This window comes from Paenibacillus sp. FW126-R14, from assembly GCF_058789495.1.
This window is the reverse complement of the sequence record NZ_JBYTBS010000039.1, coordinates 22,331-48,416: the sequence shown is the minus strand read 5'-3', so window position 1 is coordinate 48,416 and position 26,086 is coordinate 22,331. Positions and strand designations below refer to the sequence as shown.

Annotated in this window: 23 protein-coding genes, 1 tRNA gene and 1 other RNA gene; 3 read left to right on the top strand and 22 right to left on the bottom strand. The window is 45.7% G+C overall.

Going from position 1 to position 26,086, the window contains the following annotated elements; translation table 11 throughout:
• Nucleotides 1–78: 78 nt before the first annotated feature.
• The 8 genes from AC3WRW_RS22120 to AC3WRW_RS22085 form a co-directional block, all read right to left on the bottom strand.
• The gene (locus AC3WRW_RS22120; RefSeq protein WP_492548457.1) at nt 79–795 is read right to left on the bottom strand and encodes a hypothetical protein; all 717 of its coding nucleotides are present in this window, start codon (nt 793–795) and stop codon (nt 79–81) included.
• A 165-nt stretch (nt 796–960) separates the two neighbouring features.
• Complete coding sequence (locus AC3WRW_RS22115; protein ID WP_492548456.1) at nt 961–1,368, bottom strand: hypothetical protein; 408 nt, start codon at nt 1,366–1,368, stop codon at nt 961–963.
• Nucleotides 1,369–1,583: 215 nt separating this feature from the next.
• Nucleotides 1,584–2,450 (bottom strand): hypothetical protein, encoded by an 867-nt coding sequence (locus AC3WRW_RS22110; RefSeq protein ID WP_492548455.1) that lies wholly within the window; start codon nt 2,448–2,450, stop codon nt 1,584–1,586.
• Nucleotides 2,451–2,509: 59 nt separating this feature from the next.
• The gene (locus tag AC3WRW_RS22105) at nt 2,510–3,244 is read right to left on the bottom strand and encodes a helix-turn-helix domain-containing protein (RefSeq protein ID WP_492548454.1); all 735 of its coding nucleotides are present in this window, start codon (nt 3,242–3,244) and stop codon (nt 2,510–2,512) included.
• Nucleotides 3,245–3,730: 486 nt separating this feature from the next.
• The gene (locus tag AC3WRW_RS22100; RefSeq protein WP_492548453.1) at nt 3,731–4,114 is read right to left on the bottom strand and encodes a retropepsin-like aspartic protease; all 384 of its coding nucleotides are present in this window, start codon (nt 4,112–4,114) and stop codon (nt 3,731–3,733) included.
• Entirely contained in the window at nt 4,111–4,368 is a 258-nt protein-coding gene (locus AC3WRW_RS22095; protein ID WP_492548452.1) for a hypothetical protein, read from the bottom strand. Before AC3WRW_RS22095 ends, AC3WRW_RS22100 begins: the two co-directional genes overlap by 4 nt.
• Complete coding sequence (locus tag AC3WRW_RS22090) at nt 4,346–4,612, bottom strand: hypothetical protein (protein ID WP_492548451.1); 267 nt, start codon at nt 4,610–4,612, stop codon at nt 4,346–4,348. Before AC3WRW_RS22090 ends, AC3WRW_RS22095 begins: the two co-directional genes overlap by 23 nt.
• A gap of 204 nt (nt 4,613–4,816) precedes the next feature.
• Nucleotides 4,817–5,107, bottom strand: coding sequence for a hypothetical protein (locus AC3WRW_RS22085; protein ID WP_492548450.1), 291 nt, complete (start codon nt 5,105–5,107; stop codon nt 4,817–4,819).
• Between the two features lie 1,248 nt (nt 5,108–6,355).
• On the opposite strand from AC3WRW_RS22085, the gene AC3WRW_RS22080 reads away from it, so the two are divergent.
• A complete protein-coding gene (locus AC3WRW_RS22080) occupies nt 6,356–8,782 on the top strand; it encodes an ATP-binding protein (RefSeq protein ID WP_492548449.1) in 2,427 nt (808 codons plus the stop codon).
• Between the two features lie 287 nt (nt 8,783–9,069).
• Here AC3WRW_RS22080 and ssrA read toward each other — a convergent pair.
• The 12 genes from ssrA to AC3WRW_RS22020 form a co-directional block, all read right to left on the bottom strand.
• Nucleotides 9,070–9,434: a transfer-messenger RNA gene (gene ssrA / locus AC3WRW_RS22075) on the bottom strand.
• A gap of 166 nt (nt 9,435–9,600) precedes the next feature.
• Complete coding sequence (smpB, locus tag AC3WRW_RS22070) at nt 9,601–10,083, bottom strand: SsrA-binding protein SmpB (RefSeq protein WP_492548448.1); 483 nt, start codon at nt 10,081–10,083, stop codon at nt 9,601–9,603.
• 98 nt (nt 10,084–10,181) lie between these two features.
• Entirely contained in the window at nt 10,182–13,115 is a 2,934-nt protein-coding gene (gene rnr, locus AC3WRW_RS22065; RefSeq protein ID WP_492548447.1) for a ribonuclease R, read from the bottom strand.
• Nucleotides 13,116–13,156: 41 nt separating this feature from the next.
• The gene (locus tag AC3WRW_RS22060; RefSeq protein ID WP_492548446.1) at nt 13,157–13,954 is read right to left on the bottom strand and encodes an alpha/beta hydrolase; all 798 of its coding nucleotides are present in this window, start codon (nt 13,952–13,954) and stop codon (nt 13,157–13,159) included.
• A gap of 75 nt (nt 13,955–14,029) precedes the next feature.
• Nucleotides 14,030–14,266, bottom strand: a complete 237-nt coding sequence (secG, locus tag AC3WRW_RS22055) for a preprotein translocase subunit SecG (protein WP_145668116.1) — start codon at nt 14,264–14,266, stop codon at nt 14,030–14,032.
• Nucleotides 14,267–14,374: 108 nt separating this feature from the next.
• Nucleotides 14,375–15,091: a M50 family metallopeptidase gene (locus AC3WRW_RS22050; RefSeq protein ID WP_492548445.1), complete on the bottom strand. Its 717-nt coding sequence runs from the start codon at nt 15,089–15,091 to the stop codon at nt 14,375–14,377.
• An 85-nt stretch (nt 15,092–15,176) separates the two neighbouring features.
• Nucleotides 15,177–16,469, bottom strand: a complete 1,293-nt coding sequence (gene eno, locus AC3WRW_RS22045; RefSeq protein ID WP_171684757.1) for a phosphopyruvate hydratase — start codon at nt 16,467–16,469, stop codon at nt 15,177–15,179.
• 36 nt (nt 16,470–16,505) lie between these two features.
• Nucleotides 16,506–18,044, bottom strand: a complete 1,539-nt coding sequence (gene gpmI / locus AC3WRW_RS22040) for a 2,3-bisphosphoglycerate-independent phosphoglycerate mutase (RefSeq protein ID WP_492548444.1) — start codon at nt 18,042–18,044, stop codon at nt 16,506–16,508.
• 1 nt (nt 18,045) lies between these two features.
• Complete coding sequence (tpiA, locus tag AC3WRW_RS22035; RefSeq protein ID WP_492548443.1) at nt 18,046–18,798, bottom strand: triose-phosphate isomerase; 753 nt, start codon at nt 18,796–18,798, stop codon at nt 18,046–18,048.
• A gap of 25 nt (nt 18,799–18,823) precedes the next feature.
• A complete protein-coding gene (locus AC3WRW_RS22030) occupies nt 18,824–20,005 on the bottom strand; it encodes a phosphoglycerate kinase (protein WP_492548442.1) in 1,182 nt (393 codons plus the stop codon).
• 137 nt (nt 20,006–20,142) lie between these two features.
• The gene (gene gap / locus AC3WRW_RS22025) at nt 20,143–21,147 is read right to left on the bottom strand and encodes a type I glyceraldehyde-3-phosphate dehydrogenase (protein WP_492548441.1); all 1,005 of its coding nucleotides are present in this window, start codon (nt 21,145–21,147) and stop codon (nt 20,143–20,145) included.
• 78 nt (nt 21,148–21,225) lie between these two features.
• Nucleotides 21,226–22,248, bottom strand: coding sequence for a sugar-binding transcriptional regulator (locus tag AC3WRW_RS22020; protein ID WP_492548440.1), 1,023 nt, complete (start codon nt 22,246–22,248; stop codon nt 21,226–21,228).
• Between the two features lie 234 nt (nt 22,249–22,482).
• Here AC3WRW_RS22020 and AC3WRW_RS22015 point away from each other — a divergent pair.
• Nucleotides 22,483–22,554 (top strand) — tRNA-Arg (locus tag AC3WRW_RS22015).
• Nucleotides 22,555–22,702: 148 nt separating this feature from the next.
• Nucleotides 22,703–23,284, top strand: a complete 582-nt coding sequence (clpP, locus tag AC3WRW_RS22010; protein WP_127457107.1) for an ATP-dependent Clp endopeptidase proteolytic subunit ClpP — start codon at nt 22,703–22,705, stop codon at nt 23,282–23,284.
• Nucleotides 23,285–23,744: 460 nt separating this feature from the next.
• Here the strand turns inward: clpP and AC3WRW_RS22005 are convergent, their stop codons facing one another.
• Nucleotides 23,745–25,514 carry a stalk domain-containing protein gene (locus tag AC3WRW_RS22005; RefSeq protein ID WP_492548439.1) on the bottom strand — a complete coding sequence of 590 codons (1,770 nt, stop codon included), beginning with the start codon at nt 25,512–25,514 and terminating at the stop codon, nt 23,745–23,747.
• A 208-nt stretch (nt 25,515–25,722) separates the two neighbouring features.
• On the bottom strand, nt 25,723–25,992 hold the full coding sequence (locus AC3WRW_RS22000) for an HPr family phosphocarrier protein (protein ID WP_028555561.1): 270 nt from the start codon (nt 25,990–25,992) through the stop codon (nt 25,723–25,725).
• Nucleotides 25,993–26,086 lie beyond the last annotated feature (94 nt).

The window sequence follows — 26,086 nt, the reverse complement described above, 5'->3', positions numbered from 1 at the left end:
TTTAAGTAATTTTGGCTTAAAATAATATTTACTTAAATTATTAGGCAACATAATTTTTGCAGGTTTTATAGATAACATTTAAATCAAATCCCTAGGCTCGGCCAGATCAACCGCTTTAGATAAATACAGCCGGAATTGGTCGAGATCCCGATCAAGAAATTCCCGAATGACCGTAATCACCTGCCAACCCTCATACTTTAGGTTACGTACTTGTTTCTCGTATTCGGAATATTGCGAGTAGCTGCATCTTCTCTCTACGATTTCGTCTCCAACAAATTGAATGGCAATTTTCTTCGGGAATTCAGAAGGATAAAGATAGAGGCAGTAGCGCGTTTGAGCTCGTTTTATGGGATAGCCTGCTTTCAGATCACCAAAATCGAAGTTCACGATTGGTCCCCACAGCTCCTGAAGGAAGATGCATACTTCCTCGCCGTATTTCTCCTCAGTTTTTTTGCTAAGACTCTTTGCCATCCAACGGGTAACATTCGGGTGGACAAAACGTTCTTCTTTTGACGGACGATCCACCCTAATGCTTTCCGGATACTCGAATTTATAGCGAAGCGCCTCCCTGCCGCATGAAACCAACTCCCCCGATTGATTGAGCACGATCGAATCATTTGTGATGCAATTTCGGTAATAAAATCGCTGATCTTTGTTGTACATGAACGTCATGTATGCCATAATGTTGCGGGCATCTTCTGGGTGCTCCCGGTTCAAATAATCGCTCAGTGGAGCAAAAGCCCGAGTGAGCCATCTCTCCGTTACTTTCTTGGGAATGTCAACTTGCGAATACATGATACCCTCTCCTAACTGCCGATAAAAAAAAGCACACATGCGAGCAGATAACAGACTTCTGCAGGCACGGTGCTTCCGTTTCATCGGATATTTGAATAATGCAATTATATCATTTTTACCTAAATATTGCCAAGTCTTTTATTAACCCAGCAAACTTCCAACCGCTTACAGCTGATTAGTTCCCTGAGTCGGGTTTAAGTCGGGCATTCCCGGTTTGGCCGGCTTTAGATAGTGAGTGGAGTAGTGTCGCTCAACTTGGTAGTCACCTGATTTCGAGAAACGTAGCGGACGTTTCGAACCTTTTCCCCAGGACATATAGGCGGTATATGACTCCTTAAGGTCCAACTCCCTTGCTGTTTTCCGGAATTCTTTCATAATGAAGCTGAACTGACCCAAGTTACCGTGAAGAACCCGCTCGAGGTATGGAACTCTTCCAAATCGCCATTCCTCTACAAGCTTCGGAGAGATCTTCTCCATCTTTAAGAATAAATCCAAGGGGCTCGCGTACCCTTTTTCCCAGATCAGTTGATGCACCGTATGGCGAACCTTTTTCTGCAGCTCTTGTCTATTCAAACGAGTTGCCCCTTTCATTGTGCAAAAGGATGATTATTTTTGTAAAACACTTTCGAAAATTTATAACTTTTCCAATGGTCTGGGCTACGTTTTGCCCCTAGAATGGGAAAAACCTACTCAGTGTGGGGCTTTTTAAGATGGAGGTGAGCCGTGGCATGGTAAATCCATAATGCGCCGCGGCTTATTACTGCGGATGTTTGGGGAGATGGCTTAACCTAAATCTCATCTTCCAACTCCAGTTCAATTTCATTCTGAATTTGAACGTAATGGTTAACACTGCTCCAACATTCCAAGAATAAATCCTGAATTTCGCCAACATCTAGTTCAAAATCACACCCTTCTGTCTGAAAACTAAGGCTCCCTGTGCCCAAATCATACTCTGTATCAAAAATTAGATCCCCCGATTTATGCAAACCGGAAATATGAAGCGATACAGCTAAGCTAATTTTTGCAGTAGTGGAACCCTCACCAGCGAAAAGGAATGCTGATACGCCTACCTTGTTATCATTCTCTCGTTCAAAATATACTTCGTCTTCCCATTCATATTCCCATAAAAATTCAATAATCTCATCCAATAGACTTTCGATCTCTCGCTTTACCCGACTAATCCTTGCACAAAAAGCTTCAGTATCAACTTCTTCCAGTCCTTCAATACCGTAAAAAGGATACTGCCTTCCATCATTTTCAAAAGCACGATAGGGCGCGAAAATAAGATCATCTTCCGGATGAATAATTATTTTAATAGGAATCAGTACAAGTTCGAGATCTTCAGATACATCTTTAGTCTCAATTAATTTTGACATGGTTTCAATTAGCTCAACTGATTTGCGAGATAAAGTTTGTCCGAGTTTAATCCCATGCTTATACCTCTTCCTTGTTACAACTTTCTGCTCTACATCAAAGAGATCGGCAATCACACCATCAGTTATTACTTCGTCTATAAACATCTCTTGCAAATCACTTGGAGGAAGAGATTCAATGTCCAGTGTCTCACCGTTCGCCTTCTTCATTACATAGGACCTGAAAACAGGTGTTTCACGCTTCATAAAGTATTTAAACTGGTCAAACACTGATTTATCCATAACATTCCTCCTAAAACTATTCGAAGTCTGTTCTACTCCCTTATAAGCTTTCGATCACATTAATATTCTTCCACTCGAACAACACTACTACTAATAAGTGCTAACTCTAACTTTTCACGTTCCGTCGTTGTTAAGGTAATTTTCATTCGACCATTTTGACCCGGATAGCCTAATATACAATCAAATTGTTGTTTTGCTTGTTCATTTTGAAAGATATATATACAATTATATCCAATAAGAAACAAAAAAGAATCCGATAATGTCGTTGGAAGCCGGTCCCAGTAATAAGATGCAGGACTAAATCCCCTTGCTGGTTTTGTTGCAATTGATGGAATAAGCCAATCTCTACCCACTTTTTTGGCTGTTCGTAATTTTCCACGGCGAATCCACTGGCGAACCGTTATTTCCGTAACATTATTAATTGAAGCAAACTGTTCGACATTAACATAATCACATTTTACACTTAAAAGAGTAAATCCCTCTGTGAAAGTCGTAGATTCTATGCCGTTCTCATCTATATCAAACTCTTCACAAAAATAAAGTTTAAGGTCTATTCCATCATTTGTCCTCTCATAATCATAAAACCACCAATCATCAGTTAATTGTGGCAAACTACAATTATTAAGTGTAGTTTGGAATTTTTCACATAAGTCAATCATTGTGCTTCTGTAGGGCTCTGGATAATGTTCTTCAGGATCAAGTACATTTAGCTCCATATAATTCTTAAAAGCTAATTGAACATGTGCTTTATTAAAACAATGTGTCTCCTTGAACAAGGCTAAATGATCCGTCACAGTATTACCCTCCTAAATTGTATTACTTCGATACAAAAATCGTATCGAAGTAATACAATTTAGTCAAGATGACATTTCTCTCAGATTTCCTGAGTCAAGAGTAGCCATTTAGAGATTGCATATAGCTATTAAACAAAATACTTAGCACCAATAGTGGCTGGAAATCCATTTTTTAAAATTGTTCATTATTCGGTGATCGCCAACATTCGTCTAAATCAGCACAAAACATAACTGACGGAGACAACATAACCAACAACAATTTTTAAAAAAGCGACAGTACCATCATGAACGCCATCAAGACGCAACTGACCGTACTGTCGCTTTCTAGGAAATCACAAGGCTTGGAATCGGAGAGAATCGAACCCCTTTCCAGCACATTAAGTTGTGGTTTTACTTGGACAAGGGTTAGTAAAACTGAGACTTGGCTTGGTAAATCCACAATTCGACGCCGTGAGATGTTGAAATTATTTGGGGAGGTGGCTTAGCCTAATCTTTAGCCAGCACGGTCAATTCCCTCGAATCGATTACCAGTCCAGAAGAACGGATGAAATCAAACCCTAGTATACCGTCTATCTCCATACCGTAATTCATGTCTCCGATTTCTACCTCAAACGCTGACAGCAAAACCTCTCCCGCCTTCACAAAATCAAAATGCTTGGAATAAACAACCTCCACTCCACCCACGCCTCTGATCTTGTTTAGAAAATCCCCAGGCTCAATTTTAACTCCAACTGCGTCCACTGCATCCGCACTGAAAATGGTTCCCGCCGATCCCGTATCGAGCAATACATTTTTCAAGTGTAGTTCTTCACCGCGATAACAAATTGTTACTTCAATAAAGGGTAATCCATACTTTAAATCTATGTTCATCTGGGTCCCCGTACCCCCGCCCATTTCTCTCGAAGCTCGAGTTTCTCGCGGGATGTGTGAAAAAAGCCATATTCCCGATAAGGCTGCTCCCGATGCAATTCATAATACCGTTTCATGGCAACAGCGGAATCATTAAAGCGATCAATGACAGCCACTTCATCAACGAGCCAGTACCCGTCCTCCGAGCGGGATTTTATTGCCTCACAAACAACCCATTCATTTGGAAACTGTTCACGAACTTCTTCCCATCTCATCCTCGCCACCTCCAAATCCAGTTTTCTTCATTATAACATAGAAGCCTAACCGGAAAATGATATGGTTAGGCTTAGTGATGAACCCCTGTCCAGCATTTATTGCCTGGTCAAAAGTTATTCTTTGAGGCTTTTCCTTGAGTGAGTTCCATATCAAATGACCTTGCATTACTTTTTCTTCATTTGTAAATGTTTCAATGAATTTACTTAAAATTGTCAGTCTTTCGTATTCCCCTAATTTCTTCATATGTGTATTAATTCCTTCCTATGCAACAGTTTGCATAAAGTCGTGCTTTCATTTGTTCAAATTGGATTCATCACACTTATCAAATATTAATTCAATATTATCCTGAAGATTGCACGAACCTAAACAGGTTTTGTGTTTATTGATAACTGATACAAGAAGATTGTTTGTATAGTTCTTTGTCTTATGAACTTACAACTAAGCAACTTAGTTAAGTGGCACTGATATTAGAAATGTAGCTAATCCTCCAATAAGAAACCCTAAACCCCAAAATTTTTTACTAAGTTTACACTGAAAAACGATCCATAGTGTAATCCCTACAATGCCAAATAAAATTGAAGTAACTAATGCCTGTATTGCACCTTCATATCCAACGTTAAAGTCAAACTTAAAAAACATAGCTACATATGGAAGAAAAATAACAAGAAAACCCAATGCAAAACTTGATATCGCTTTAATCTTATGACCAGCAGATGGTGTAAAGGGATTTTCTAACATACTTTTTCACCTTATTTCATATAAAATCATTCTTTTCTTAACAACGTATAGCTACCTTCTGCTACCTCCTTATTATACCACCAGCTTACAAATTAAGGATATTATCGGAATTTATTTTTGAATGACAAGAAATATTGCTGCTTAACGTAAAAAAGCCCCTTACATAGAGGCTTCTCATCATTTCAATTAGTTATCGTATCGGTAGTTATAAGAGCAATGTTTCTTTTGATGACATATTTACAACAACTGCTTGCACTGCATACTACACGCTAGAGTTAATGAGAAATCTTAAGTCGCAGCCTTTTCTCTGTAGACATATCGTCTACAAATTACAAATCCATTTGCAATTTTAAAACTTCCTGTCTACAATCCGTCTACAATTCCACCCTTAGACAGCAAAAAACCCGCTCGGTGAGCGGGTTCCTAGTATGGAGGTGAGGGGAGTATTGAAATGTCTATCTTACCTGCTGCCGAAGCCCACTCATCGATGACTACCCTAGCGGTACATTTCAATGCCGTGCTCCCTGCGCTAACGCTCCAGTCAGCGCGGGCGAACCCGCGAGGGGTTCTCCTCCTGCTTCACCTCCATACAAAAGAAAAAAGCACCCTCTCGGGTGCTTCTTTCTTTTGTATGGAGGTGAGCCGTGGCTTGGTAAATCCACAATCCGCCACCGCGTGATGCTTAGGTTGTTTGGGGTGGTGGCGTAATGGATGTTTATTTATGACCTCGATACCGCTAGTCGGTGTTATCGTAAGTGGTTTCTAACCTCATCTAGACCAATCCTAATTCGATTGCTGAGTAAGATTGCACTAACACCGAATCTATTCTTGAAATCATTCAATATGTCTTTTTGTTCGACCATGTCCAAATCATCAGAATAGATTCTCACCAATATGATATCTTTTTTCACTTTAAACATATTAATCCTGTTCCATACCTTTTCATCATCATCACGAATCTTGCTGCTAATAATTATGATATTACGATCAAACGATTTGAACGGAAACCTCAATTAAAATGATATTGTCGGATGTTACCGTATTGTATCCTAGAGCATCGACAAAAATTTTTTATAGGTATGCAGATTGCTACTCCAATCAATTCGATTGGTTTGACTTATAGAGTCTCCATTTCGCATATCAGCTTGATATGCCGAAAGCGGAGAGATGCCAATATTTACATATTAATTCGTTCTGCACTATAATAATAGAATGATAACATTTACATAATTAAGGGGCGAGGGACAAATGTTAGGAAAAATAAAGACTATAATCGAAAAAACCAACTCTAATAATGAACCCTATAAATTTGGATTCGTCAACGGTGAAGATAATAAATCTTATTACTTTGATCAATATTCTTTCCCAATTGAAAGTGACGGAATAAATGATTTTAGCAATGGAGATTCTATTACTTTTAAGCCTGTTCAAACAAATAAGAATCATGACCGCGCAGAAAACATATTTCCCGTTGAAGAGAGTTTTACTATAAACGAGAATGGCTCTCCACATACTGGGGCTGGAGAGATCCATTTCTTCAAAAAAGGTTTTGTAAAACATATAGCTCGGAATAAGTCTTCAGTATATAAGCAGCATTTAAAGAAAGATGCGAGAGAGGATGAAATACTAGATAAATTCAGTAATTTATTATATGTGTCAAAAATTGACCATTTTGATATGGATAAAGGCGATCGTTATCCCTTTGCTCTGCTTGGAACTACAGAAATCTTGAAGAGATATGTGAGAGGTCAACGTGAGTTTTTGTTAGTTTTTTCACATTTTGATAGTCGTGATTGGCAGGATAGAACATTGAAAGCCGAGCGCGAAATTAGGAAGGTAAAGGAAGTAGTCGACCGCAATCCTCTTCCCAACTTTTACATATTGGTCAGCAATGCTGATGGATTAAAAAATAGAATTGACGATTCTATAAAGGGTAAACCAATGGCAGCAATAATTCCTTTCTCTTTCGATGAAGTTTTAGGATGCAAAACGAGTGAGGCATTGAAAGACTTAATTTTAAATCGCTTTACCGAATATCATTTCGAGAATAACATGTTGGGTGAAAGCACGGCTATCGAAGAAGACAATCTTCTATTTGGAGATCGTGGGAAGATTGCCGATGCAATTGTTGAGAGATGCCGCCAAGGTGGCAATTCCGGGATTTTTGGGCTAAGACGTAGTGGCAAAACATCGGTTCTTAACGCTTCATTACGAAGATTGGATAAAGAAAATATTAAATATATAAAAATTGAATCACGCTCTGAATTGCAGAATTCCAATTCATGGATGGCGGCCTTATATTATATATCTCGCAGAATTAAAGAAAAAATCACCAATGTGGAGCAACATATCGAGGAATCTTATACCGATTATTTGTCTAGATTAAAACTAAACCGAACTTTTGAGGATTTTTCAGAAAATGCATCTTTGAGTTTTGTTGAAGATGTGAAATTGTATTGCAGAGGTAACCCCTCCTTTGTAATTGCCATAGATGAAATCGAGCTAATTACTTATAACACAGCAAGTACACAGGCATGGAAAAGCGTGGAAGCCTACTGTGGTTTTTGGGGTGCCTTAAGAGATTGTGGGTGTTCGCTTATTATTTGTGGAGTAAATTCTGCAATTAACGAAATCAGTACGATAACGTTTAATGGTGTATCTGGCGATAATCCTATGTATGAAAGAATAACGAGTTGTTCTGAGTCATATAAAACATATCTTCCGGCCTTTACAGATGAGCATACAAAACACATGATAAATACTCTTGGAGGGTACAGTGACATTGGTTTTTCCAATGTATATCCTGCAATCAATAAATCTTTCGGAGGACAACCCTATGCCATCCGACAGTTTTGTGCGTTTGTATTTGAAAATGTAAAATCAATGCGCACACATGTTGATACCTATGAGGTATCGCAAGCAACCGTGGATAATTTATTAGTGAAATTTAACACATCAAATACTGGAAGAAGTCTTTATGAGACCGTTTTGCAACACGTTCGTACTTACTATAAAAACGAATATGTAATGTTGGAAAAAATGGCACTTTCCCCACAGATCTATAATTCGATTAGCGCTAGTGAGATTCAAACAATTGATCATCTTGAAAAATATGGTTTAATTGAATATGATCATGGAACATACTTTGTTACATTCAAAATACACTCTATTCGTGAGTATCTATGTGAAGTCTGCACCAAAGATCCATTGATAATGGACAACGATGAACGAAGAAGATATGTGCAAGACTTCGTTGCAGGATTTGAGAAAAAACTTAAGACTCATATCTACACTTATTTCAACATAACTGGAAAGGAACAAGAAGGACGAAATACTTTGAAAAGATTTGTGACCGCTAATGCAAACTATGGCACTCCGATAGACATAAACACTTGTAAATTTGAAGAGATATTTGAGCACAAAAAGTTCATAATGTACTTTTCAAGCTTAAAAAAAATTATAAATAATAATTGGAACTATCTCGGACATAAATTTGAAAACATCAATATCAACAAAAACAGATTTCAGGTTTATATGGATGATTTGAATGCTGGAAGAACAGATGCAGATCATTATGATGCAGAAGATATAGGTGCACACCCAACTTTGTGGGATATTAATGATGACACAATTCAACGTTTCCGAATAGCTATGGAAGCCTTCAGAATATTTTAGTAATAACAATTCTTCGATTGTGAACCTATTGATATACTATCTCTAACAAAGCTACTTACATAGTAGTGACGACGATGAATTCGAATTTGCGACGTTTACTATCATGGCTTCTGTGTACCACTTTTACTTTGTCGTCTGCAAGAACATTAACATCGCAACTACGCATGTTCTTCCCCCTCTTATGTAGATAATTGTTCATTGACATTTAGCAGTAAACTTAAGCATGTAATACATCCATCTTCCCAGAAATAGCAAAAATCCACAACCTCAAAGGTTGTGGATTTGCTGTATGGAGGTGAGGGGAGTCGAACCCCTGTCCGAAAATATCGCAACACAGGCATCTACGGGTGTAGTCACAGTTTTGATGTCACCCGAGCAGCGCCCCGTAACCGGCTATGCGTTGGGTCAGCCTGATTGTCTTCCTACGTCCGACCCCAGGCGGAGACCAAACGTCGTATCCCACTATAGTTGAGCCCCTATCCCAGTCACATGGGCGATGCTGAGGAGGAGCACGCTAACAGGTTATTAAGCTGCTAAAGCGTAGTTGTTTTGTGTTTTGCCATTTAATAGGCTTTAGCGTTTTATAGTGGACGCGGCCCCACTACCCGCAACCCGAGCCCAAACTATCCCCGTCGAATCCAAGAACACCCCCGGATTGCCTTCATATCCGTCATAGACGGCGAAGGTTAAGACGCTGCAAGTTGGAACTAGGTTACATTCAAATCTTTGCTGCTAAATTAGTATACCACAAGTTGAAAAAAAATGAACGACTAGGTTCATGGAAGTCGAGGTGCTCACTTCCAGTCTGGCTCCGCCAGCTATCTAGCGATCTTTTGTTTCTCACGCAGTGCACGTTGGATATCTCGCTGTGCATCCTTTTTCGCTGCGGATTCCCGCTTGTCATACTGTTTCTTACCTTTACCTATGCCAATCAGAAGCTTCGCGTAACCATTGCGAATATACACCTTCAAAGGAACAACGGTATATCCTTCTTGCTTCGCTTGGCCTAGTATTTTGGCGATTTGCACTTTCTTCAAAAGGAGTTTCCGCGTCCGTGTTGGATCTTCCGGATTACTGCGGTTGCCTTGCTCGAAAGGGCTGATATGCATATTGTGGACAAAAGCTTCGCCATTGCGAATGGTCGAGAAGCTGTCGCCAATGTTAGCCTTACCTGCTCGCAAAGATTTGATCTCCGTGCCGGTCAGGACAAGACCGCATTCATACGTATCTTCAATAAAATAGTCGTGTGATGCCTTTTTGTTCTGGGCAAGCACCTTGCCATCTGCCTTTTTCGTTGCCACGTGAGATCCTCCTCCCGCACACTAATGACGCAGGTAAATCTTGTTACAATGTGCATCCTATTGTAGCAAGATCAAGCCCGAAATGCAAGAAGCGGCGTTTACCGCCGCCGCTTCTTGCTTCCATCGCCGTCACTCCGGCGACGGCCACCCTTAGCGAGCGCGTTCACGCCGCTCGCCCAATCACTGCCGCCGCTGCGCTCCGCGGCAGCCGAACCACCACCCGCTTGGGCTTCGCCCCCAAGCGCAATACCGCCGCGGCCGCGCTTGCCCTCGCCGCGCCCAGCGCCGCTATCTGTCCGCCCCGCGCCGACAGATTCAAGCCTCGAGCTCAAGCTGCCGCCTTCGCTCAGCTTAGGACCGCGCGCCTTCCCGCGACCACCGCCGGCTTTGCCGCGGTTCTCGCTCCACGGCGTGCCGCCGGCCTTCCCGCGCCGCGATTTGCCTTGCCCGGCTGCGCCTTCAGCGCCCTCGCTGTTAGGTCTTGCTGCCGCTGCGCCTTCGGAGCCTGCTTTGGCAGCAGCCTCTTCAATCCTGCGAGCAGCTCCGCCCTTGCGACGCCCTTGTCCTGCCGCAGCTTCCTGACCTGTTGCTGCCGGTCCGGTATTCACCGCAAAGCCATCAACAGCGTCACCGCGTCTTCTTTTGCCTCGCCCTTGCCCAGCGTTCGCATCGACGGCTCCGCCAGCCGTAGCGCCATCACGCTTTTTCCCTTGTGCATTGGCATAGCCGCCCTTGCCTTTAACGGCGAAACCGCCTTTATCTTTCCCTTTTTTGCCTGATTTCCCCTGACCTTGACTCGCAGCAGCGCCCGGTTTACCACGGAAGCCTTTAAACCCAGCAGCCCCTTTAAACGGCTTGCCGCCACCACCGCGTCTGAACCCGCCCTCTTTGCGAGGCTTCATATCCAGCAATTCAAAGTCAATCGTATGCTCTTCCATATTCACGCGAGCCACACGGACTTTAATTTCATCACCGATCCGATAGATCTTGGACGTACGCTCCCCAACGAGAGCAAACTGCCGCTCATGGAAGTTATAATAATCATCGGTCAAATCGCTTAACCGAATCAAACCTTCAACGGTATTGTCCAGCTCTACGAACATCCCGAAACCTGTCACGCTGGAGATCATACCTTCGAATTCCTCGCCGACTTTATCCAGCATGTACTGAGCTTTCTTCAATGCTTCTGTTTCACGTTCCGCATCTACAGCGACACGCTCGCGTTCCGAGGACTGCTGAGCAATATCGCTCATACGGGAAGCAAGATATTCATGACGAGTATCCGATAAAGTCCCGCTTTCCAGAACCTCGCGAATAACCCGGTGAATAATGAGATCGGGATAACGCCGAATCGGAGAGGTAAAGTGCGAATAAAATTCCGCCGCCAAACCGAAATGCCCCAAGCTTTGCGCATCATAACGGGCCTGCTTCATCGAGCGGAGCATTATTTTGCTAAGGACCGTCTCCTCTGGCGTCCCCTTGATGTCTTCCAGTAACGTCTGCAGCGCACGCGGATGCACGGAATTGCCTTTTCCCTTGACCGAGTATCCGAAGTTTGTTACGAATTCCATGAAATTCATCAGCTTTTCGGCATCGGGATCTTCATGGACACGGTATAAGAAAGGCACCTTCATCCACGAGAAATGCTCAGCTACCGTTTCGTTCGCAGCGAGCATGAACTCTTCGATCATCATTTCCGCGACCGACCGCTCTCTCTTCACGATGTCGGTCGGCTTGCCATCCGGATCCACGATAATTTTAGACTCCTCAAAGTCAAAATCTATCGCCCCGCGCTTCATCCGTCTGGAGCGCAATCTCGCGGCCAGCTCTTCCATCCGTTTAAAATCGTCCATCAAATACGCATAACGCTCCACAAGCTCCGGCTCTGCCTCGCCTGTAAGCAGCTTACGCACATTGGTATAAGTCATACGCTCGCTGGTCTTGATCACACTCGTGAAAACCTCATGATTCACGACTTTCAGATTTTCGTCGAACTCCATTTCACAAGACATCGTTAAGCGGTCTACTCGCGGGTTAAGCGAACAGATCCCATTGGACAACCGGTGCGGCAGCATCGGGATGACACGATCGGTTAAATACACGGAGCAGCCGCGGTTATATGCCTCAATATCAAGCGCCGTGCCTTCTCTCACATAATAACTGACATCGGCAATATGAACGCCTAGTTTATAATTACCGTTTTCCAAAACTTCCACATTAACCGCATCATCCAAATCTTTGGCGTCTTCCCCGTCAATCGTAACAATTCGTTTCGAGCGAAGATCGCGGCGGCCTTGGCTTACAATCTCGTCTTCGGTAATCGCATCGGGTGCGGCTTCCGCTTCTTCCAGCACTTCCTCTTGGAAAGCCTCAGGCAGCTGAAATTTGCGTACAATCGCCAAAATATCAACGCCCGGATCGTCCTTATGACCAAGAATCTCAATAACTTCCCCTTCAGCCGCAGATCGTCCCTCCGGATAGTTAACAATCTTGACTACGACTTTCTGACCTGTGACAGCGCCATTGAAAGCATGCTGAGGGATGAAAATATCCCGTGTCACACGCTTATCGTCAGCAATAACGAACCCGTACGTCTCCTGTCCCTGAAAAACACCCACGATCTGCGTATTGGCACGCGTAATTATACGCACAACTTCGCCTTCCAAGCGGCCTCCGCCTTGGCTTCTGGATGTCACCTTCACGAATACAATGTCGCCGTTCATTGCGGTATTCAAATCATGCGCATTAATGTAGACATCGGGATGCTCCCGGTCTTCGGGAATTAAGAAAGCGAAGCCCTTCGCGTGCGCCTGCAGTCTTCCCCTCACCAAATTCATACGTTCCGGCACGCCGTAACGGTCATTCCCGCCCCGGACAATGTGACCGCTTTCCTCTAACTGATTCAATAATTTAATAAAGTCCTTAAACTCATTCGCACCTTCAATACGGAAATGCTTCTCAAGCTCTTTATAGGACATAGGCTTATAAGCCTCTTCTTGCAGCAAACTGATAATATCTTGTTCTTTAATCATCTTCTCTTCACCTTCTTGTTGTTGTTGAGCCCCGCTCAAATTCACCGTGCCTGTTCCTTTACTCCATAGTATGCCACTTGGAGCGAAAGGATAAACGCGGCAATATCGGCATACACAAGCTCTCTCTCTTGATCCAGCAGCAAACCGTGCGAGGATTTCGCATAATAGCGAAGCTCTTTGACTTTGGAGCGAATGCGTTCATGCAGAAACGCTGCGCTTCCCTGATGGACGACGCCATCCTTGCCCCCTTGCCCGATCCATATCGGCGCTTCTACTTGAGGCAGCAAGCTTTTCACATGTTTTAACAGCTTTCTTAAACTAACGACGCAGCGAATCGGCGTTTTGGTATATGCACATGACTCATCTAATAGCGTGGAGAATGTTTTGGGCTTCTTATCTATGTATTTGATAAAATACTGCATAATGACCGCCAGAGCCGACTTTCTTGATGTCAGAAAAATCGGCGTAGCCAGCGAAATAACACCGGCAACTTGACGTTCCACCGCCAGCTTCAGCGCTAATAGCCCGCCCATCGAATGCCCCATGACCACTACGTTTTTGCATGCTGCAGCAAGCTCATCGTAACTCTCCAGCACATGCCCATACCAATCCGTCCATCCGGTTCGTATCATGTCTTCGGGTGTGGTTCCATGTCCGGGAAGTCTCACCGCCTGAATGGTGTAGCCTTCCTCCTGCAGTTCATACCCAATGCGTCTAAACTCAGAGGGCGATCCCGTGAACCCATGAATCATTAATATGCCGATCTCCTGCTTCGTACCTTTGCCTGTCCAGAAAAAAGGCTCAGTCGATTTGTAAACTCTGCTCTCGATGGGAAACATCTCCTACCTGTAGGCACGCTTAAAATGAAAAAACAGCAGGAGTAGATTTCCCCTGCTGTTATCGTTTTATGTGTGTTAGGCCTTCACTACGTATGCTACGACAATGGAAAGAATGAAAAATGCAGCAGCAAGCCCCATTGTGAAACGGGACAAGAAAAGCTCCAAACCGCGTGCTTTTTGTTTACCAAATAAGTGCTCCGCACCACCTGAGATGGCACCGGACAAACCTGCGCTCTTACCTTTTTGTAAAAGAACAATCGCAATTAATCCGACTGAAGCTATGATTAACAAAATTTTCATAAAAATTAACATGTGATTAGCACCCCAATTGCCTGTACTTTGCTTATACAACTAGCATGAGTAGTTTAACACAGTTTGTCCTAGAATACAATAAAATAGCTATTCCGACGTGAAAACCCTTTAATCGCGATAGGATGGTGCCGATGATTGGCGCCTCGAGCTTATTGCCCGCTTGCTTCGTCCCAGGAAAGCCTGCACTGCTTGCTTCGCGCACCACAATGCAAAGAGGGTAAACAGAATCGCCCATACCATAGCCGGAACCCCCGTATGCAGCGCCAAATTCGTTGCATCCCCCGCTTGGCGGGCATTTCTCGCTGCGGCCTGAATTAAATAGATCGGACCGAATACCGACTCTTCCAAGCATAGGAAAGCGAGCAGCAAGTAATAGAAGTTGCGCAGCCAATTTAGTGGAATAGCCATCATGATCACCGTCAATGCAATAAAGCCGACTAAAAACATAATGCCGAAACCATTGCGAACGAACAAGAGCAGTGAAATGGCGGATATCACGATCATGACCAGGAAGCCGATATGCTGCCTTCCTTTTGCGAAAGCCGAGAACAGGAACCACGCGAACAGGGAAGCTGTCATGTACCCCGCCAAAGCGACCGGAATGATCGACCACGATCTGGCCCCGGAAATCGCGGACAGCGTGACCCCGCTATGATTGGCATACAGCTCGATCCGCTGCACTTGACCGGACAGCGCCAACGTGACCACCGCATGCCCAAACTCATGAACCATCGTGTCCAGGTTGCGAAAAAAAGAAGAGGGGATCCAGTGCGTAAGCAATGCGGAACCTATTAGAAATAAAATAGTCTTCACCCAATTGCTCATAGCACGCGACCCCCTCGGTTGCATAGGCGAGCGGTGACAGAGTCACCGGCCAGCCTTGGTTATTTAATTATTGCCACTATACAACTTATTTAAAGTTTCTCAAGTTGTAGAACGCTTTTTTACCAGCATATTGAGCTACGCTGAACAATTCGTCTTCGATACGAAGAAGTTGGTTGTATTTCGCAACGCGGTCTGTACGGGAAGGAGCACCCGTTTTAATTTGACCAGCGTTTGTAGCAACCGCGATGTCAGCGATTGTGCTGTCTTCGCTCTCACCGGAACGGTGGGAGATAACCGCTGTGTAACCAGCGCGTTTTGCCATTTCGATCGCATCAAAAGTCTCAGTAAGCGTACCGATTTGGTTTACTTTTACCAAGATGGAGTTACCGATGTTTTGCTCGATACCTGTGGAAAGACGCTCAGTGTTCGTAACGAACAAGTCATCACCAACGAGTTGAACTTTGCTGCCCAATTTCTCAGTAAGCAATTTCCAACCTTCCCAGTCATCTTCGGAGCAGCCGTCTTCAACTGTGATGATTGGGTATTTATCAACCCATGCTGCAAGGAAGTCAACCCACTCAGCGGATGTGAATGTTTTGCCTTCGCCTTCAAGCACGTATTTACCGTCTTTGAAGAACTCTGTGGAAGCAACGTCCATACCCAAGAATACGTCAACGCCTGGTGTGTAACCAGCTTTTTCAATTGCTGTAAGGATAGTTGTGATTGCTTCTTCGTTGGATGTGAAGTTAGGAGCGAATCCGCCTTCGTCGCCAACAGCTGTGTTCAGGCCTTTATCTTTCAATACGGATTTCAAGCTATGGAAAATCTCTGCGCCGATGCGAAGAGCTTCTTTGAATGTAGGAGCGCCAACCGGCAGAACCATGAATTCTTGAACATCAACGTTGTTGTCGGCATGCGCCCCACCGTTGATGATGTTCATCATTGGAACTGGAAGTGTTTTGGCATTGAATCCGCCAAGGTAAGTGTACAAAGGAACATCCAAAGCGTCAGCAGCTGCGCGAGCAACAGCCATGGATACAGCTAGAATCGCGTTAGCGCCTAGTTTCGCTTTGTTCGGAGTGCCGTCCAGCTCGATCATTTTCGTGTCGATGCCAACTTGGTCAAGAGCATCCAAACCAATGATTTCAGGAGCGATGATTTCGTTCACGTTATCAACGGCTTTCAGAACGCCTTTACCCAGGTAACGGCCTTTGTCGCCGTCGCGAAGCTCAACAGCCTCGTATGCGCCTGTGGATGCGCCTGAAGGAACGATCGCGCGGCCGAAAGCGCCGGACTCCAGATAAACTTCAACTTCAACCGTTGGGTTACCGCGGGAATCCAGTACTTCGCGTGCATAAACATCAGAAATAATAGTCATTGTAGAAAACACTCCTTTTATAAAATAAGTTGGTTGCTATCTCTTAAGGATGGTTGTCCCGGTCATTTGCTCCGGTTGTTTAACCTCTAAGAAGTCAAGCATTGTCGGGGCAATATCTGCCAAAATTCCGCCATCTCTTAGTGTAACAGATTTGTCCGTAACAATAAAAGGGACCGGATTCGTCGTATGCGCCGTATTGCGTGAACCGTCCGCATTCGTGACGACATCGGCATTCCCGTGATCGGCTGTGATGCACACAACGCCGCCTTTGGCCAGAACCGCTTCGACCACTTTGCCTAAGCACTCGTCTGTCGCTTCGATCGCCTTCACCGTTGGCTCCAGCAAGCCGGAGTGGCCAACCATATCAGGGTTTGCAAAGTTAAGGATGATCGCGTCGTGACGCTCTGCTTCAATCTCTTTAACAACCGCATCCGCCAGCTCATAAGCGCTCATTTCCGGCTTCAGGTCGTAGGTAGCGACCTTCGGCGAAGGAATAAGCAAGCGCGTTTCACCTGGCAGTTCCGCGTCGCGTCCGCCGCTGAAGAAGAACGTTACGTGCGGATATTTCTCGGTTTCCGCTGCGCGAAGCTGTTTCAAACCGTTCTGAGCCAGCACTTCGCCGAGCGTGTTGTCGAGATCCTTCGGTTTGTACGCTACGAAACCGTCTACGGACTCGCTGAACAGCGTCAGACATACGTAGTACAAGCTCTTAGCGACTTTAGGACCGCGGTCAAAGCCCCGGAAGTCTTCATTCGTGAAGACTTGCGACAGCTGGATCGCACGGTCAGGACGGAAGTTGAAGAAGATGACGGAGTCGCCGGATTCAACCAGCCCTACAGGCTTGCCGTCCTCGCCAACGATAACGGTCGGCATAACGAACTCGTCGAAAACGGATTTCTCGTAGGATTCGACAATGGCTTTCATCGGATCGGTGTACGCAGGACCTTCGCCGTAAACCATGGCGCGGTAGGATTTCTCCGTACGCTCCCAGCGCTTGTCGCGATCCATCGCATAATAGCGTCCTTGAACGGTCGCAATTTTACCTACGCCGACTTCCGCGATTTTGTTCTGAAGGCTTTCCATATAGCTCTTCGCAGAATCCGGAGCTACGTCGCGGCCGTCGAGGAAGGCATGGATATACACTTCATGGAAATCTTCTTTCTTAGCGAGTTCCAGTAAAGCAAATAAATGCTGAATGTGGCTGTGTACGCCCCCATCGGAAAGCAGCCCGTAAAGGTGCAGCTTCTTTCCGTTTTCTTTGGCGTGGCGGACAGCGCCCAGGATCGTCTCGTTGTCGTAGAATTCACCGTCACGAATCGATTTGGAAATCCGCGTCAGATCCTGATACACGATACGGCCTGCGCCGATATTCAGGTGTCCTACTTCAGAATTCCCCATCTGGCCTTCAGGCAAACCTACAGCTTCACCGCAAGCGGTTAAGGTTGTATGTGGATAACTTGACCAGTAACGGTCATAGTTTGGCTTTTTGGCATGAGCAACGGCATTGCCCTGCTCTTCCGAACGAAGTCCGAAGCCATCGAGAATGATGAGTGCTACCGGTTTCGGTCTGGACATATTACTTCGCCCCCTGGACGAGTTGGATGTAGGATGCGGACTCCAAGCTTGCTCCACCGACAAGTGCGCCATCAATATCAGGCTGTGCCATATATTCAGCGATGTTGTTCGGCTTCACGCTGCCGCCGTATTGGATGCGAACCACTTCTGACACTGCGGAGCCGTAAAGACCGCTCACAAGCTCACGGATGTAGCCGATAACGTCTTGCGCATCAGCCGCTGTGGAGGATTTGCCAGTGCCGATAGCCCAGATCGGCTCATAAGCGATAACCACTTGTGCCGCTTGCTCTGCGCTAAGGCCGGCAAAAGCCGCTTCCGTTTGCACTTTGCAAACGTCTTTGGTTTGACCCGCTTCGCGCTCTTCCAGCTTCTCGCCTACGCAAAGGATCGGTTTCAAGCCGTGTTTGAAAGCCGCAGCGACTTTCTTATTCACGATTTCGTCCGTCTCAGCGAAGTAAGCTCTGCGCTCGGAGTGGCCGATAATGACATACTCCACGCCAAGATCTTTCAGCATAACGCCGGAGATTTCGCCTGTGAACGCGCCATTGTCTTCGAAATGCAGGTTTTGTGCGCCTACGTGCACATCTGTGCCTTTTACAGCTTCAACCAATGCCGGCAGGTTTGTGAAAGGAGAACAAATTACGCTTTCTACGCCTTCGATTGTGCTGCCTTTTACCTCGTTCACGAAGCTAACAGCTTCGGAAACCGTTTTGAACATTTTCCAGTTACCCGCGATAATCGGTTTTCTGCTCATTGGAATGCTCTCCTTTGAAAATAAATTATTTATCGTTCAAGGCTACAACGCCCGGCAATGCTTTACCTTCCATGAACTCCAAGGAAGCTCCGCCGCCTGTGGACATGTGGTTCATTTGATCAGCAAGATGGAATTTCTCTGTTGCTGCAGCAGAATCACCGCCGCCAATTACTGTGTAGCCTTCTGATTTTGCACAAGCCTCAGCAACCGCACGTGTACCATGCGAGAACGGCTCGATTTCAAATACGCCCATCGGTCCGTTCCAAACAACCAGTTTGGATTTCGCGATAACGTCTGCGTAAAGCGCACGTGTTTTCGGTCCGATGTCAATGCCTTCCCAATCTGCCGGGATGCTATCGATATCAACAATCTGCGTGTTCGCATCTGCGCTGAATTTATCCGTAACCACGATATCTACAGGAAGCAGGAAGTTAACGCCTTTTTCTTTGGCTTTCGCAATAAAGCTAAGCGCTAAATCAAGCTTCGAATTGTCCAGAAGCGATTTACCGATTTCATAGCCTTGTGCTTTCAAGAATGTATAGGACAGACCGCCGCCAATCAAGACGTTGTCTGCAATGTTCAGGAGGTTTTCAATGACAGCGATTTTGTCTTTCACTTTGGATCCGCCGACGATCGCTGTGAAAGGACGCTCAGGGTTGTTCAGCGCTTTGCCCAGAACATCAAGCTCTTTCTCCATCAAAAGGCCGGAAACAGCCGGGATGTAAGCCGCGATGCCTGCTGTGGAAGCGTGCGCACGGTGAGCGGCGCCGAATGCATCGTTCACGAACAGATCAGCCAGATCAGCGAAAGCTTTTGCCAATTCAGGATCGTTCTTCTCTTCGCCTTCGTTGAAACGAACGTTTTCAAGCAAGAGAACCTCGCCATTTTCAAGCGCATCCACTTGCGCTTTCACGATTTCACCAACGGATTGATCCGCTTTGATCACGTTTTGGCCAAGCAGCTCAGCCAATTTCGCAGCAACTGGCGTTAAACGCAGTTCTTCAACCACTTGTCCGTTTGGACGTCCAAAATGGGCAGCAAGAATAACTTTAGCTCCTTGCTCAACCAAGAATTTAATCGTAGGGAGCGTTTCTCTGATTCGTGTATCGTCCGTAATTTGACCATTTTCTACAGGCACGTTGAAATCAACGCGGACGAATACTCTTTTACCAGCTACTTCAACATCGCGAACACTTTTCTTACTCATAAGTCAAAGCCTCCTGAACGTGTATGGTTTACTTCCGTACTTTCTGCTTCCTATGAACCTTATATGGGGGACAATCGCACATAAAGAGGAGAATCGCTTCTCCTCTTCATGTGGTTGTTAGTGTGTGATTTATGAAATTACAGACCTTTTTTCGCGATGAAAGCAGCCAAGTCAACTACACGGTTGGAGTAGCCCCACTCGTTGTCGTACCAGGAAACCACTTTCAGCATGTTGTCGCCAACTACCATTGTGGACAAAGCATCGATTGTGGAGGATGCTGGGTCGCCATTGAAGTCGCTGGATACAAGAGGAGCTTCTGTGTAGTTCAGAATGCCTTTAAGCGGGCCTTCGGAAGCTTGTTTCAGAGCAGCGTTAACTTCGTCAACTGTTACGTTAACTTTAAGTTCAACAACCAAATCCGTTACGGATACGTTAGGTGTAGGAACACGCATAGCCATACCGTTCAATTTGCCTTTAAGTTCAGGAAGAACAAGACCGATTGCTTTTGCTGCGCCAGTGCTGGAAGGAATGATGTTCTCAGCTGCTGCACGAGCACGACGAAGGTCTTTGTGAGGAACGTCAAGCACGGATTGGTCATTTGTGTAGGAGTGAACAGTTGTCATCATACCTTTTACGATTCCGAAGCTATCGTTGATAACTTTCGCGAAAGGAGCCAAGCAGTTTGTCGTACAAGATGCGTTGGAGATGATTGTGTGAGCTGCCGGATCGTATTTATCTTCGTTAACGCCAAGTACAACTGTGATATCTTCGTCAGTAGCCGGAGCGGAAATGATAACTTTTTTAGCTCCGCCTTTCAAGTGAAGGGATGCTTTGTCTTTCGCTGTGAAAATACCAGTGGATTCAACAACGATTTCAGCGCCTACAGATGCCCATGGCAGGTTCCCAGGGTCACGCTCAGCAAAAACCTTGATGGAACGACCGTTAACGATCAGTTCGCCTTCGCCAGCTTCAACTGTAGCGTCTAGTTTACCGTGAGTTGTGTCATATTTCAGCAAGTGAGCCAATGTTTTAACGTCAGTCAAATCGTTTACTGCAACGATTTGTACTTCTGAGCTGTTCAAAGCTGCGCGAAACACGTTACGACCAATACGTCCGAAACCGTTAATACCTACTTTTACCATAGCGAATTCCTCCTAAGATTAACAAAGATTTATTTATTTCAAAACGCAGCCGATTAAAGCATACGTTATGATGTCTTCTTACACATGTTTCATAATTTCGATAGCTGCCGCTTCATCCGTCACAAGCACATCTTCCTGACCATGCCTGAGCACGGAAGCGATCGCTTCACCCTTGCTTTTACCGCCTGCTACGCCAATCACGACTTCCGTATGCTGCAGATCCTCGAGCCGCAGTCCGACTGTCGGCATCTTGTGCACGACATTTCCTTGGCGGTCAAAATAATACCCGAAAGCCTCTGCGAGAGCTCCGTCAGCTTGCAAGCTGCGCGTCGTTTCCCCATCCACTTTACGTCTGCGAGCCATGACCATAGCATCTCCGATACCGTGAACAACGATGCGACAACTGCGCACGGCGTCAACAACTTCCTGTATCTGCGGATCTTGGATGAGCGTTTGGTAAGCTTCCTCGCCCAAATGGTCCGGCACATGCAGCAGTCTGTATTTCCCGCCTGTCTTCTTGGCCATAATGGATGCGATGGTGTTCGCCTGCATATCCACGCTTTCGCCAAGTCCGCCTCGGGCCGGTACGAACCAATTGCCTTTCATGGAAGACGATATCGTGAGGTTATTCGCAATCTGCGCCATCGTTGAGCCGCCGGTCACCGCAATAATGTCGCCTTTGGCTACATATTTGCGCAAAGCCGCCGCTCCTGCGCGTCCGAGCTCCTTCTTCGCAAAGACCGAAGTGTCCGTATCGCCTGGAACCACAATGACTTGCGAAAGACCGTAAGCTTTCGCGATGCTTTCTTCCAAGTCCGTCAATCCGAAAGCGATCTTAATGATCGGAAGCATATCTTCGAGCAGTTGACGGCCGGACTCGCTGATCTTCATCCCTGAGGCATCCGATTCCAGCAGCCCGTGCTCCTTAAGGAAGTCGACCTCACCGCGAAGCACCCGCTCCGTCATATCGAGCGAAGAGGCCAGCGTTCGGCGTCCGACAACACCGGAGACCAAAATATGATGCAGGATCGAGTACCGCTTCTTCATGATGTCCATAAGATCCGGCAAGAGCTTTTTCTGAATGTCAAGAATTTCTCTCATAATATCGACGTTCGACGCTCCTGATCCAGTGTTGGACGTTTAATGTCCCGGGTATACATTTTACGTCCCACCCAGGTGAAAAAAAATGGCCTTACACGCTTATTATAACCAATACCGGCTTAACATTCAACAATTGTTCATACAATTTTCTGAAAAATGTACAGTATGGGTTTAAGTCTTGCTTTTTATGCGTAGGTGACATATAATAACCCTTGCTTCGCTTTTTTAAGACATGCGCCCGTGGTCCAATGGATATGACGTAGGCCTCCGAAGCCTGAGATAAAGGTTCGATTCCTTTCGGGCGCGTAAATAGCATGAAGGCAAGAGAAATCAGTCATCCGACTGATTTTTTTTGTTGTTAGTTTGACCTTTCTTGACCTTCGGAGGTTTTTTCGTTATCATACTTGTAGATACTGTAAATAAACCATCTACCCACCCCAAGGAGGTCATTCTCATGAGTTTTATCCCAATGGTCGTCGAACAGGACGCGCGCGGTGAAAGAGGATATGACATCTACTCTCGCTTGCTGAAGGACCGCATTATTTTCTTAGGCACGGGTGTCAACGATGTTGTCGCGAACTCCATCATTGCTCAGCTACTTTTCTTGGCCGCACAAGATCCTGATAAAGATATCTCGCTATACATTAACAGCCCCGGCGGTTCCATTACAGCCGGTATGGCGATCTACGACACGATGCAGTTCATCAAGCCGGACGTTTCCACGATTTGCGTGGGCATGGCCGCTTCCATGGGCGCATTCCTCTTGACGGCAGGCGCCAAAGGCAAGCGCTACGCGCTTCCGAACAGCGAAGTCATGATCCACCAACCGCTTGGCGGTGCGGAAGGTCAAGCCTCCGATATCGAAATTCGCGCGAAGCGCATTTTGAAAATGAGAGATAACTTGAACAAAATCCTTGCTGAGCGCACTGGACAAACGTTCGAGCGCATCGAAAAGGATACCGACCGCGACAATTTCATGAGCGCTGCCGAAGCTGCCGAATACGGACTCATCGATAAAGTGATCGAGCGCGTCTAATCATCGAAAAAAAACCAGCCTGCATGGACTGCTCTACGAGCGGCCTAGCGGCTGGTTTTTTTGCATTCAGAGGGCTATCCCCGCTGCCAAGTGCCAAGTCTTGCCGACGTAATCGGCCCCGTTTGTCCAGCTGTCGGACTCAGCAGTCGTTATTCTTTGAATTGCGGGAGTTGAAATTCAAACGGACACCAAAGCCGCTATTCACCGATTCCAAGTAGGAATCGACTGGGTAAACGGCAAATAACAGCTGTAAAGTCCGATTAATCTGAAATAGCTCCGAATTTGCCGATATAAGGGCGATGGTGTCCATTAGAATCGGCGGTTGCTTCGGTGAATGTTTCTGTGAATGCTGCCGCTCAGACATCAGACCTCTGCCAATGAATAAGAGCCTCGAAGACTCCTGTCAGCCCGAAAATCTTCCGATTTCGCACATAAGGGTCTCCAAAGCTCTTATCATCTGTTACTTTTTCTCATCCAACGGATAGAAAATCAAGTCAATCGGGAACGCCGAGCCCGCCGGAGGCGTGAACTCGATGTCCAGCGCGTCCTCCGTGCCTGTCGTACGAGCCAGCACTTCCATGCCGTCGAAGGCTGTAATTACGCCGGAATACGGAACCGGAATGATTTCGCCGTTAATTTTGAACGGCCCTTTGAACACGCCGCCTTTGGCCATAATCATAACCGCCATTTTGCGCGGCTTATCCGCATGGATTTTATACACGACGCCGTAATTCCCGCCGTTCTCCACGTTCTGCTTCCGTACCACATCATAGCCTTTGACGAACGGATCGGTTTTGTTGTCGCCAATGGTCAGCACGGAAGTCTTGCTAAAGCTTGAGGCATCGATATCCCACTTGATCTCCGATACCGGGAACGTCCCGCGCACATGACCGTTGAAAGCCAGAAGCGGAAGCTCTTTCACCGTTGTAGAGGTCAGCTTTTGATCCGTTACTGCGAAAGACATTTGCAGCTCGCCGTTCGTTTCTACGTCATAGAACAAGTTGACGCCCTGCCCCGGATAGAAGTCCGGAAGCTTCGCATACACATAGGACTCATGCGGAGGAACTGTCATTTCTTCCGAGTACACATTGTTCAGAAGAAAATCTACGGAAGCTTCGCTGCCAATCAAATTGGCGTAAACGGAAGGATAAACCTCGCCTTTATTCGTTGTTTTGATCGTTACCGGTTTATCTGTGTTGTTCGTGGCGAAAATCGCCATCGTCATTTTTTGCTTGGTCCCGTTGATATGGTCGGCATACAAACGAGCTTTACCATTGATGTTATCCTGATACAGAATGCCTTTCTCTGTAAACTCTTCCGGACTATCGCTCACCAGCAGCGTGCGTCCAGGCACTTCTGTCACTTTCCTCGGAAGCAGCGGCAGCTCATTGAAATTGTTCCAAATCGTTGACCAATTCGACTTAATGAAACTGCCAACCGGTGTCGTATAAATCGGGTATTCGACTTGCGTTAAATACGATTCATTCACGACGGTCACATAGCTTTTGAACAATTTGCTTTCATGCCCGTGGCGATCCTTCACCGTCAAAGTAACCGGATATGTCCCCGGCTTAAAGAAGACTTCCTCCTTGCCTACCCAATTGTAGGACGCAATGCCTTCCGCATCAGGGTCATAACTTAGGTCGATATACTTCACAGGCTCTCCAAGACGGTATGTAGGCTTCGCCGTTGTAAACTTGGCTACAGGTCGGGAATTGCCCTCTTGATCGATGTAGATGCCCTCTGGCGCCTTAAAGTGGACGATTTCCACGCGGCGCAATTCACTGTTGTAGGTGTACTTCGCCCCCATGTAATCCGCAAGCCACGTCAGCTTCACCAGCAGCTTTCCGTTCACAATCGCAGCAACCGAGTTGAACGGCGTATCCTCGCCATTGGTCGTTACAACCTTATGATCGGCATCCAGCACGATATTATAGCCTGGAGGTGTCATTTGAATAGTGCGGGAATCGTCATTCCACTCCACCTTGAAACCCAACGTGTCCCCCAGGAATTTGGCCGGAACGAAAGTGCTCCCGTTAATAATCGTAGATGGCGCGTCCAAATGAACTTGATCCTTATTCACGAAAGCTTCTGACTTATCGATATAAAGTAAAATTAAGGACGAGCTTGTCGATACCGCATGCGCTGCCGGTGCCGTTATTGCGCTGGCCAGAAACACTAGCACAGCAAGCATGACAGTGATTTCTTTCTTTAAAGCATTCCATTTCATTCTCTCCCTGGCTCCTTTAACCTTAGTTTGCACAATTGAGGGAATGGCAAATAGCCCTTTCCTTCAATAACCACGTTCATTAGACGTAGCTAAGAGAAAAAGGTTGCTAATTCCCCTAAAAGTTAACAAGTTTGACACTTATTCGCTCTCGCTGCTCAAGCAGCGGTCACTTGCAAAAAAGCCTCCTCGAAAGGAAGCTTTTGAAGGATTATTGGTTTTCCAATTCTTCCTTGCTGACTAAAGTGACTAAAGCGTTTACAGCCTGCTCGGCATCCGAACCTTCTGCACTTATGAAGACTTCGGTCCCTGTGCTGATCGCAAGACTCATAATTCCCATGATGCTCTTAGCATTCACTTTCTTTTCATCTTTCTCAACAAAGATCTCTGATGAAAACTTATTCGCCTCTTGAACAAACAATGCCGCAGGTCTGGCATGAAGTCCTGTTCTCAACTTCACAACGACTGGACGTCTGGACATGGAACTAATTCCCCCTAGTGTGGAGCTTATATGAATTACTACTGATAACAGTGCTATTCCTTATGTTATAACATTATAGCATTTTTCCCTGAAG

Bases quoted from the DNA above. Each gene is read 5' to 3' on its own strand.
- AC3WRW_RS22095 (WP_492548452.1), bottom strand. From the start codon at position 4,368: ATGAGATGGGAAGAAGTTCGTGAACAGTTTCCAAATGAATGGGTTGTT.
- AC3WRW_RS22060 (WP_492548446.1), bottom strand. From the start codon at position 13,954: ATGTTTCCCATCGAGAGCAGAGTTTACAAATCGACTGAGCCTTTTTTC.
- AC3WRW_RS22100 (WP_492548453.1), bottom strand. From the start codon at position 4,114: ATGAACATAGATTTAAAGTATGGATTACCCTTTATTGAAGTAACAATT.
- AC3WRW_RS22085 (WP_492548450.1), bottom strand. From the start codon at position 5,107: ATGTTAGAAAATCCCTTTACACCATCTGCTGGTCATAAGATTAAAGCG.
- AC3WRW_RS22030 (WP_492548442.1), bottom strand. From the start codon at position 20,005: ATGAGTAAGAAAAGTGTTCGCGATGTTGAAGTAGCTGGTAAAAGAGTA.
- clpP (WP_127457107.1), top strand. From the start codon at position 22,703: ATGAGTTTTATCCCAATGGTCGTCGAACAGGACGCGCGCGGTGAAAGA.
- AC3WRW_RS22080 (WP_492548449.1), top strand. From the start codon at position 6,356: ATGTTAGGAAAAATAAAGACTATAATCGAAAAAACCAACTCTAATAAT.
- AC3WRW_RS22090 (WP_492548451.1), bottom strand. From the start codon at position 4,612: ATGAAGAAATTAGGGGAATACGAAAGACTGACAATTTTAAGTAAATTC.
- AC3WRW_RS22000 (WP_028555561.1), bottom strand. From the start codon at position 25,992: ATGTCCAGACGTCCAGTCGTTGTGAAGTTGAGAACAGGACTTCATGCC.
- tpiA (WP_492548443.1), bottom strand. From the start codon at position 18,798: ATGAGCAGAAAACCGATTATCGCGGGTAACTGGAAAATGTTCAAAACG.
- gap (WP_492548441.1), bottom strand. From the start codon at position 21,147: ATGGTAAAAGTAGGTATTAACGGTTTCGGACGTATTGGTCGTAACGTG.
- AC3WRW_RS22020 (WP_492548440.1), bottom strand. From the start codon at position 22,248: ATGAGAGAAATTCTTGACATTCAGAAAAAGCTCTTGCCGGATCTTATG.
- secG (WP_145668116.1), bottom strand. From the start codon at position 14,266: ATGTTAATTTTTATGAAAATTTTGTTAATCATAGCTTCAGTCGGATTA.
- AC3WRW_RS22120 (WP_492548457.1), bottom strand. From the start codon at position 795: ATGTATTCGCAAGTTGACATTCCCAAGAAAGTAACGGAGAGATGGCTC.
- gpmI (WP_492548444.1), bottom strand. From the start codon at position 18,044: ATGTCCAGACCGAAACCGGTAGCACTCATCATTCTCGATGGCTTCGGA.
- eno (WP_171684757.1), bottom strand. From the start codon at position 16,469: ATGACTATTATTTCTGATGTTTATGCACGCGAAGTACTGGATTCCCGC.
- AC3WRW_RS22005 (WP_492548439.1), bottom strand. From the start codon at position 25,514: ATGAAATGGAATGCTTTAAAGAAAGAAATCACTGTCATGCTTGCTGTG.
- AC3WRW_RS22110 (WP_492548455.1), bottom strand. From the start codon at position 2,450: ATGGATAAATCAGTGTTTGACCAGTTTAAATACTTTATGAAGCGTGAA.
- rnr (WP_492548447.1), bottom strand. From the start codon at position 13,115: ATGATTAAAGAACAAGATATTATCAGTTTGCTGCAAGAAGAGGCTTAT.
- AC3WRW_RS22050 (WP_492548445.1), bottom strand. From the start codon at position 15,091: ATGAGCAATTGGGTGAAGACTATTTTATTTCTAATAGGTTCCGCATTG.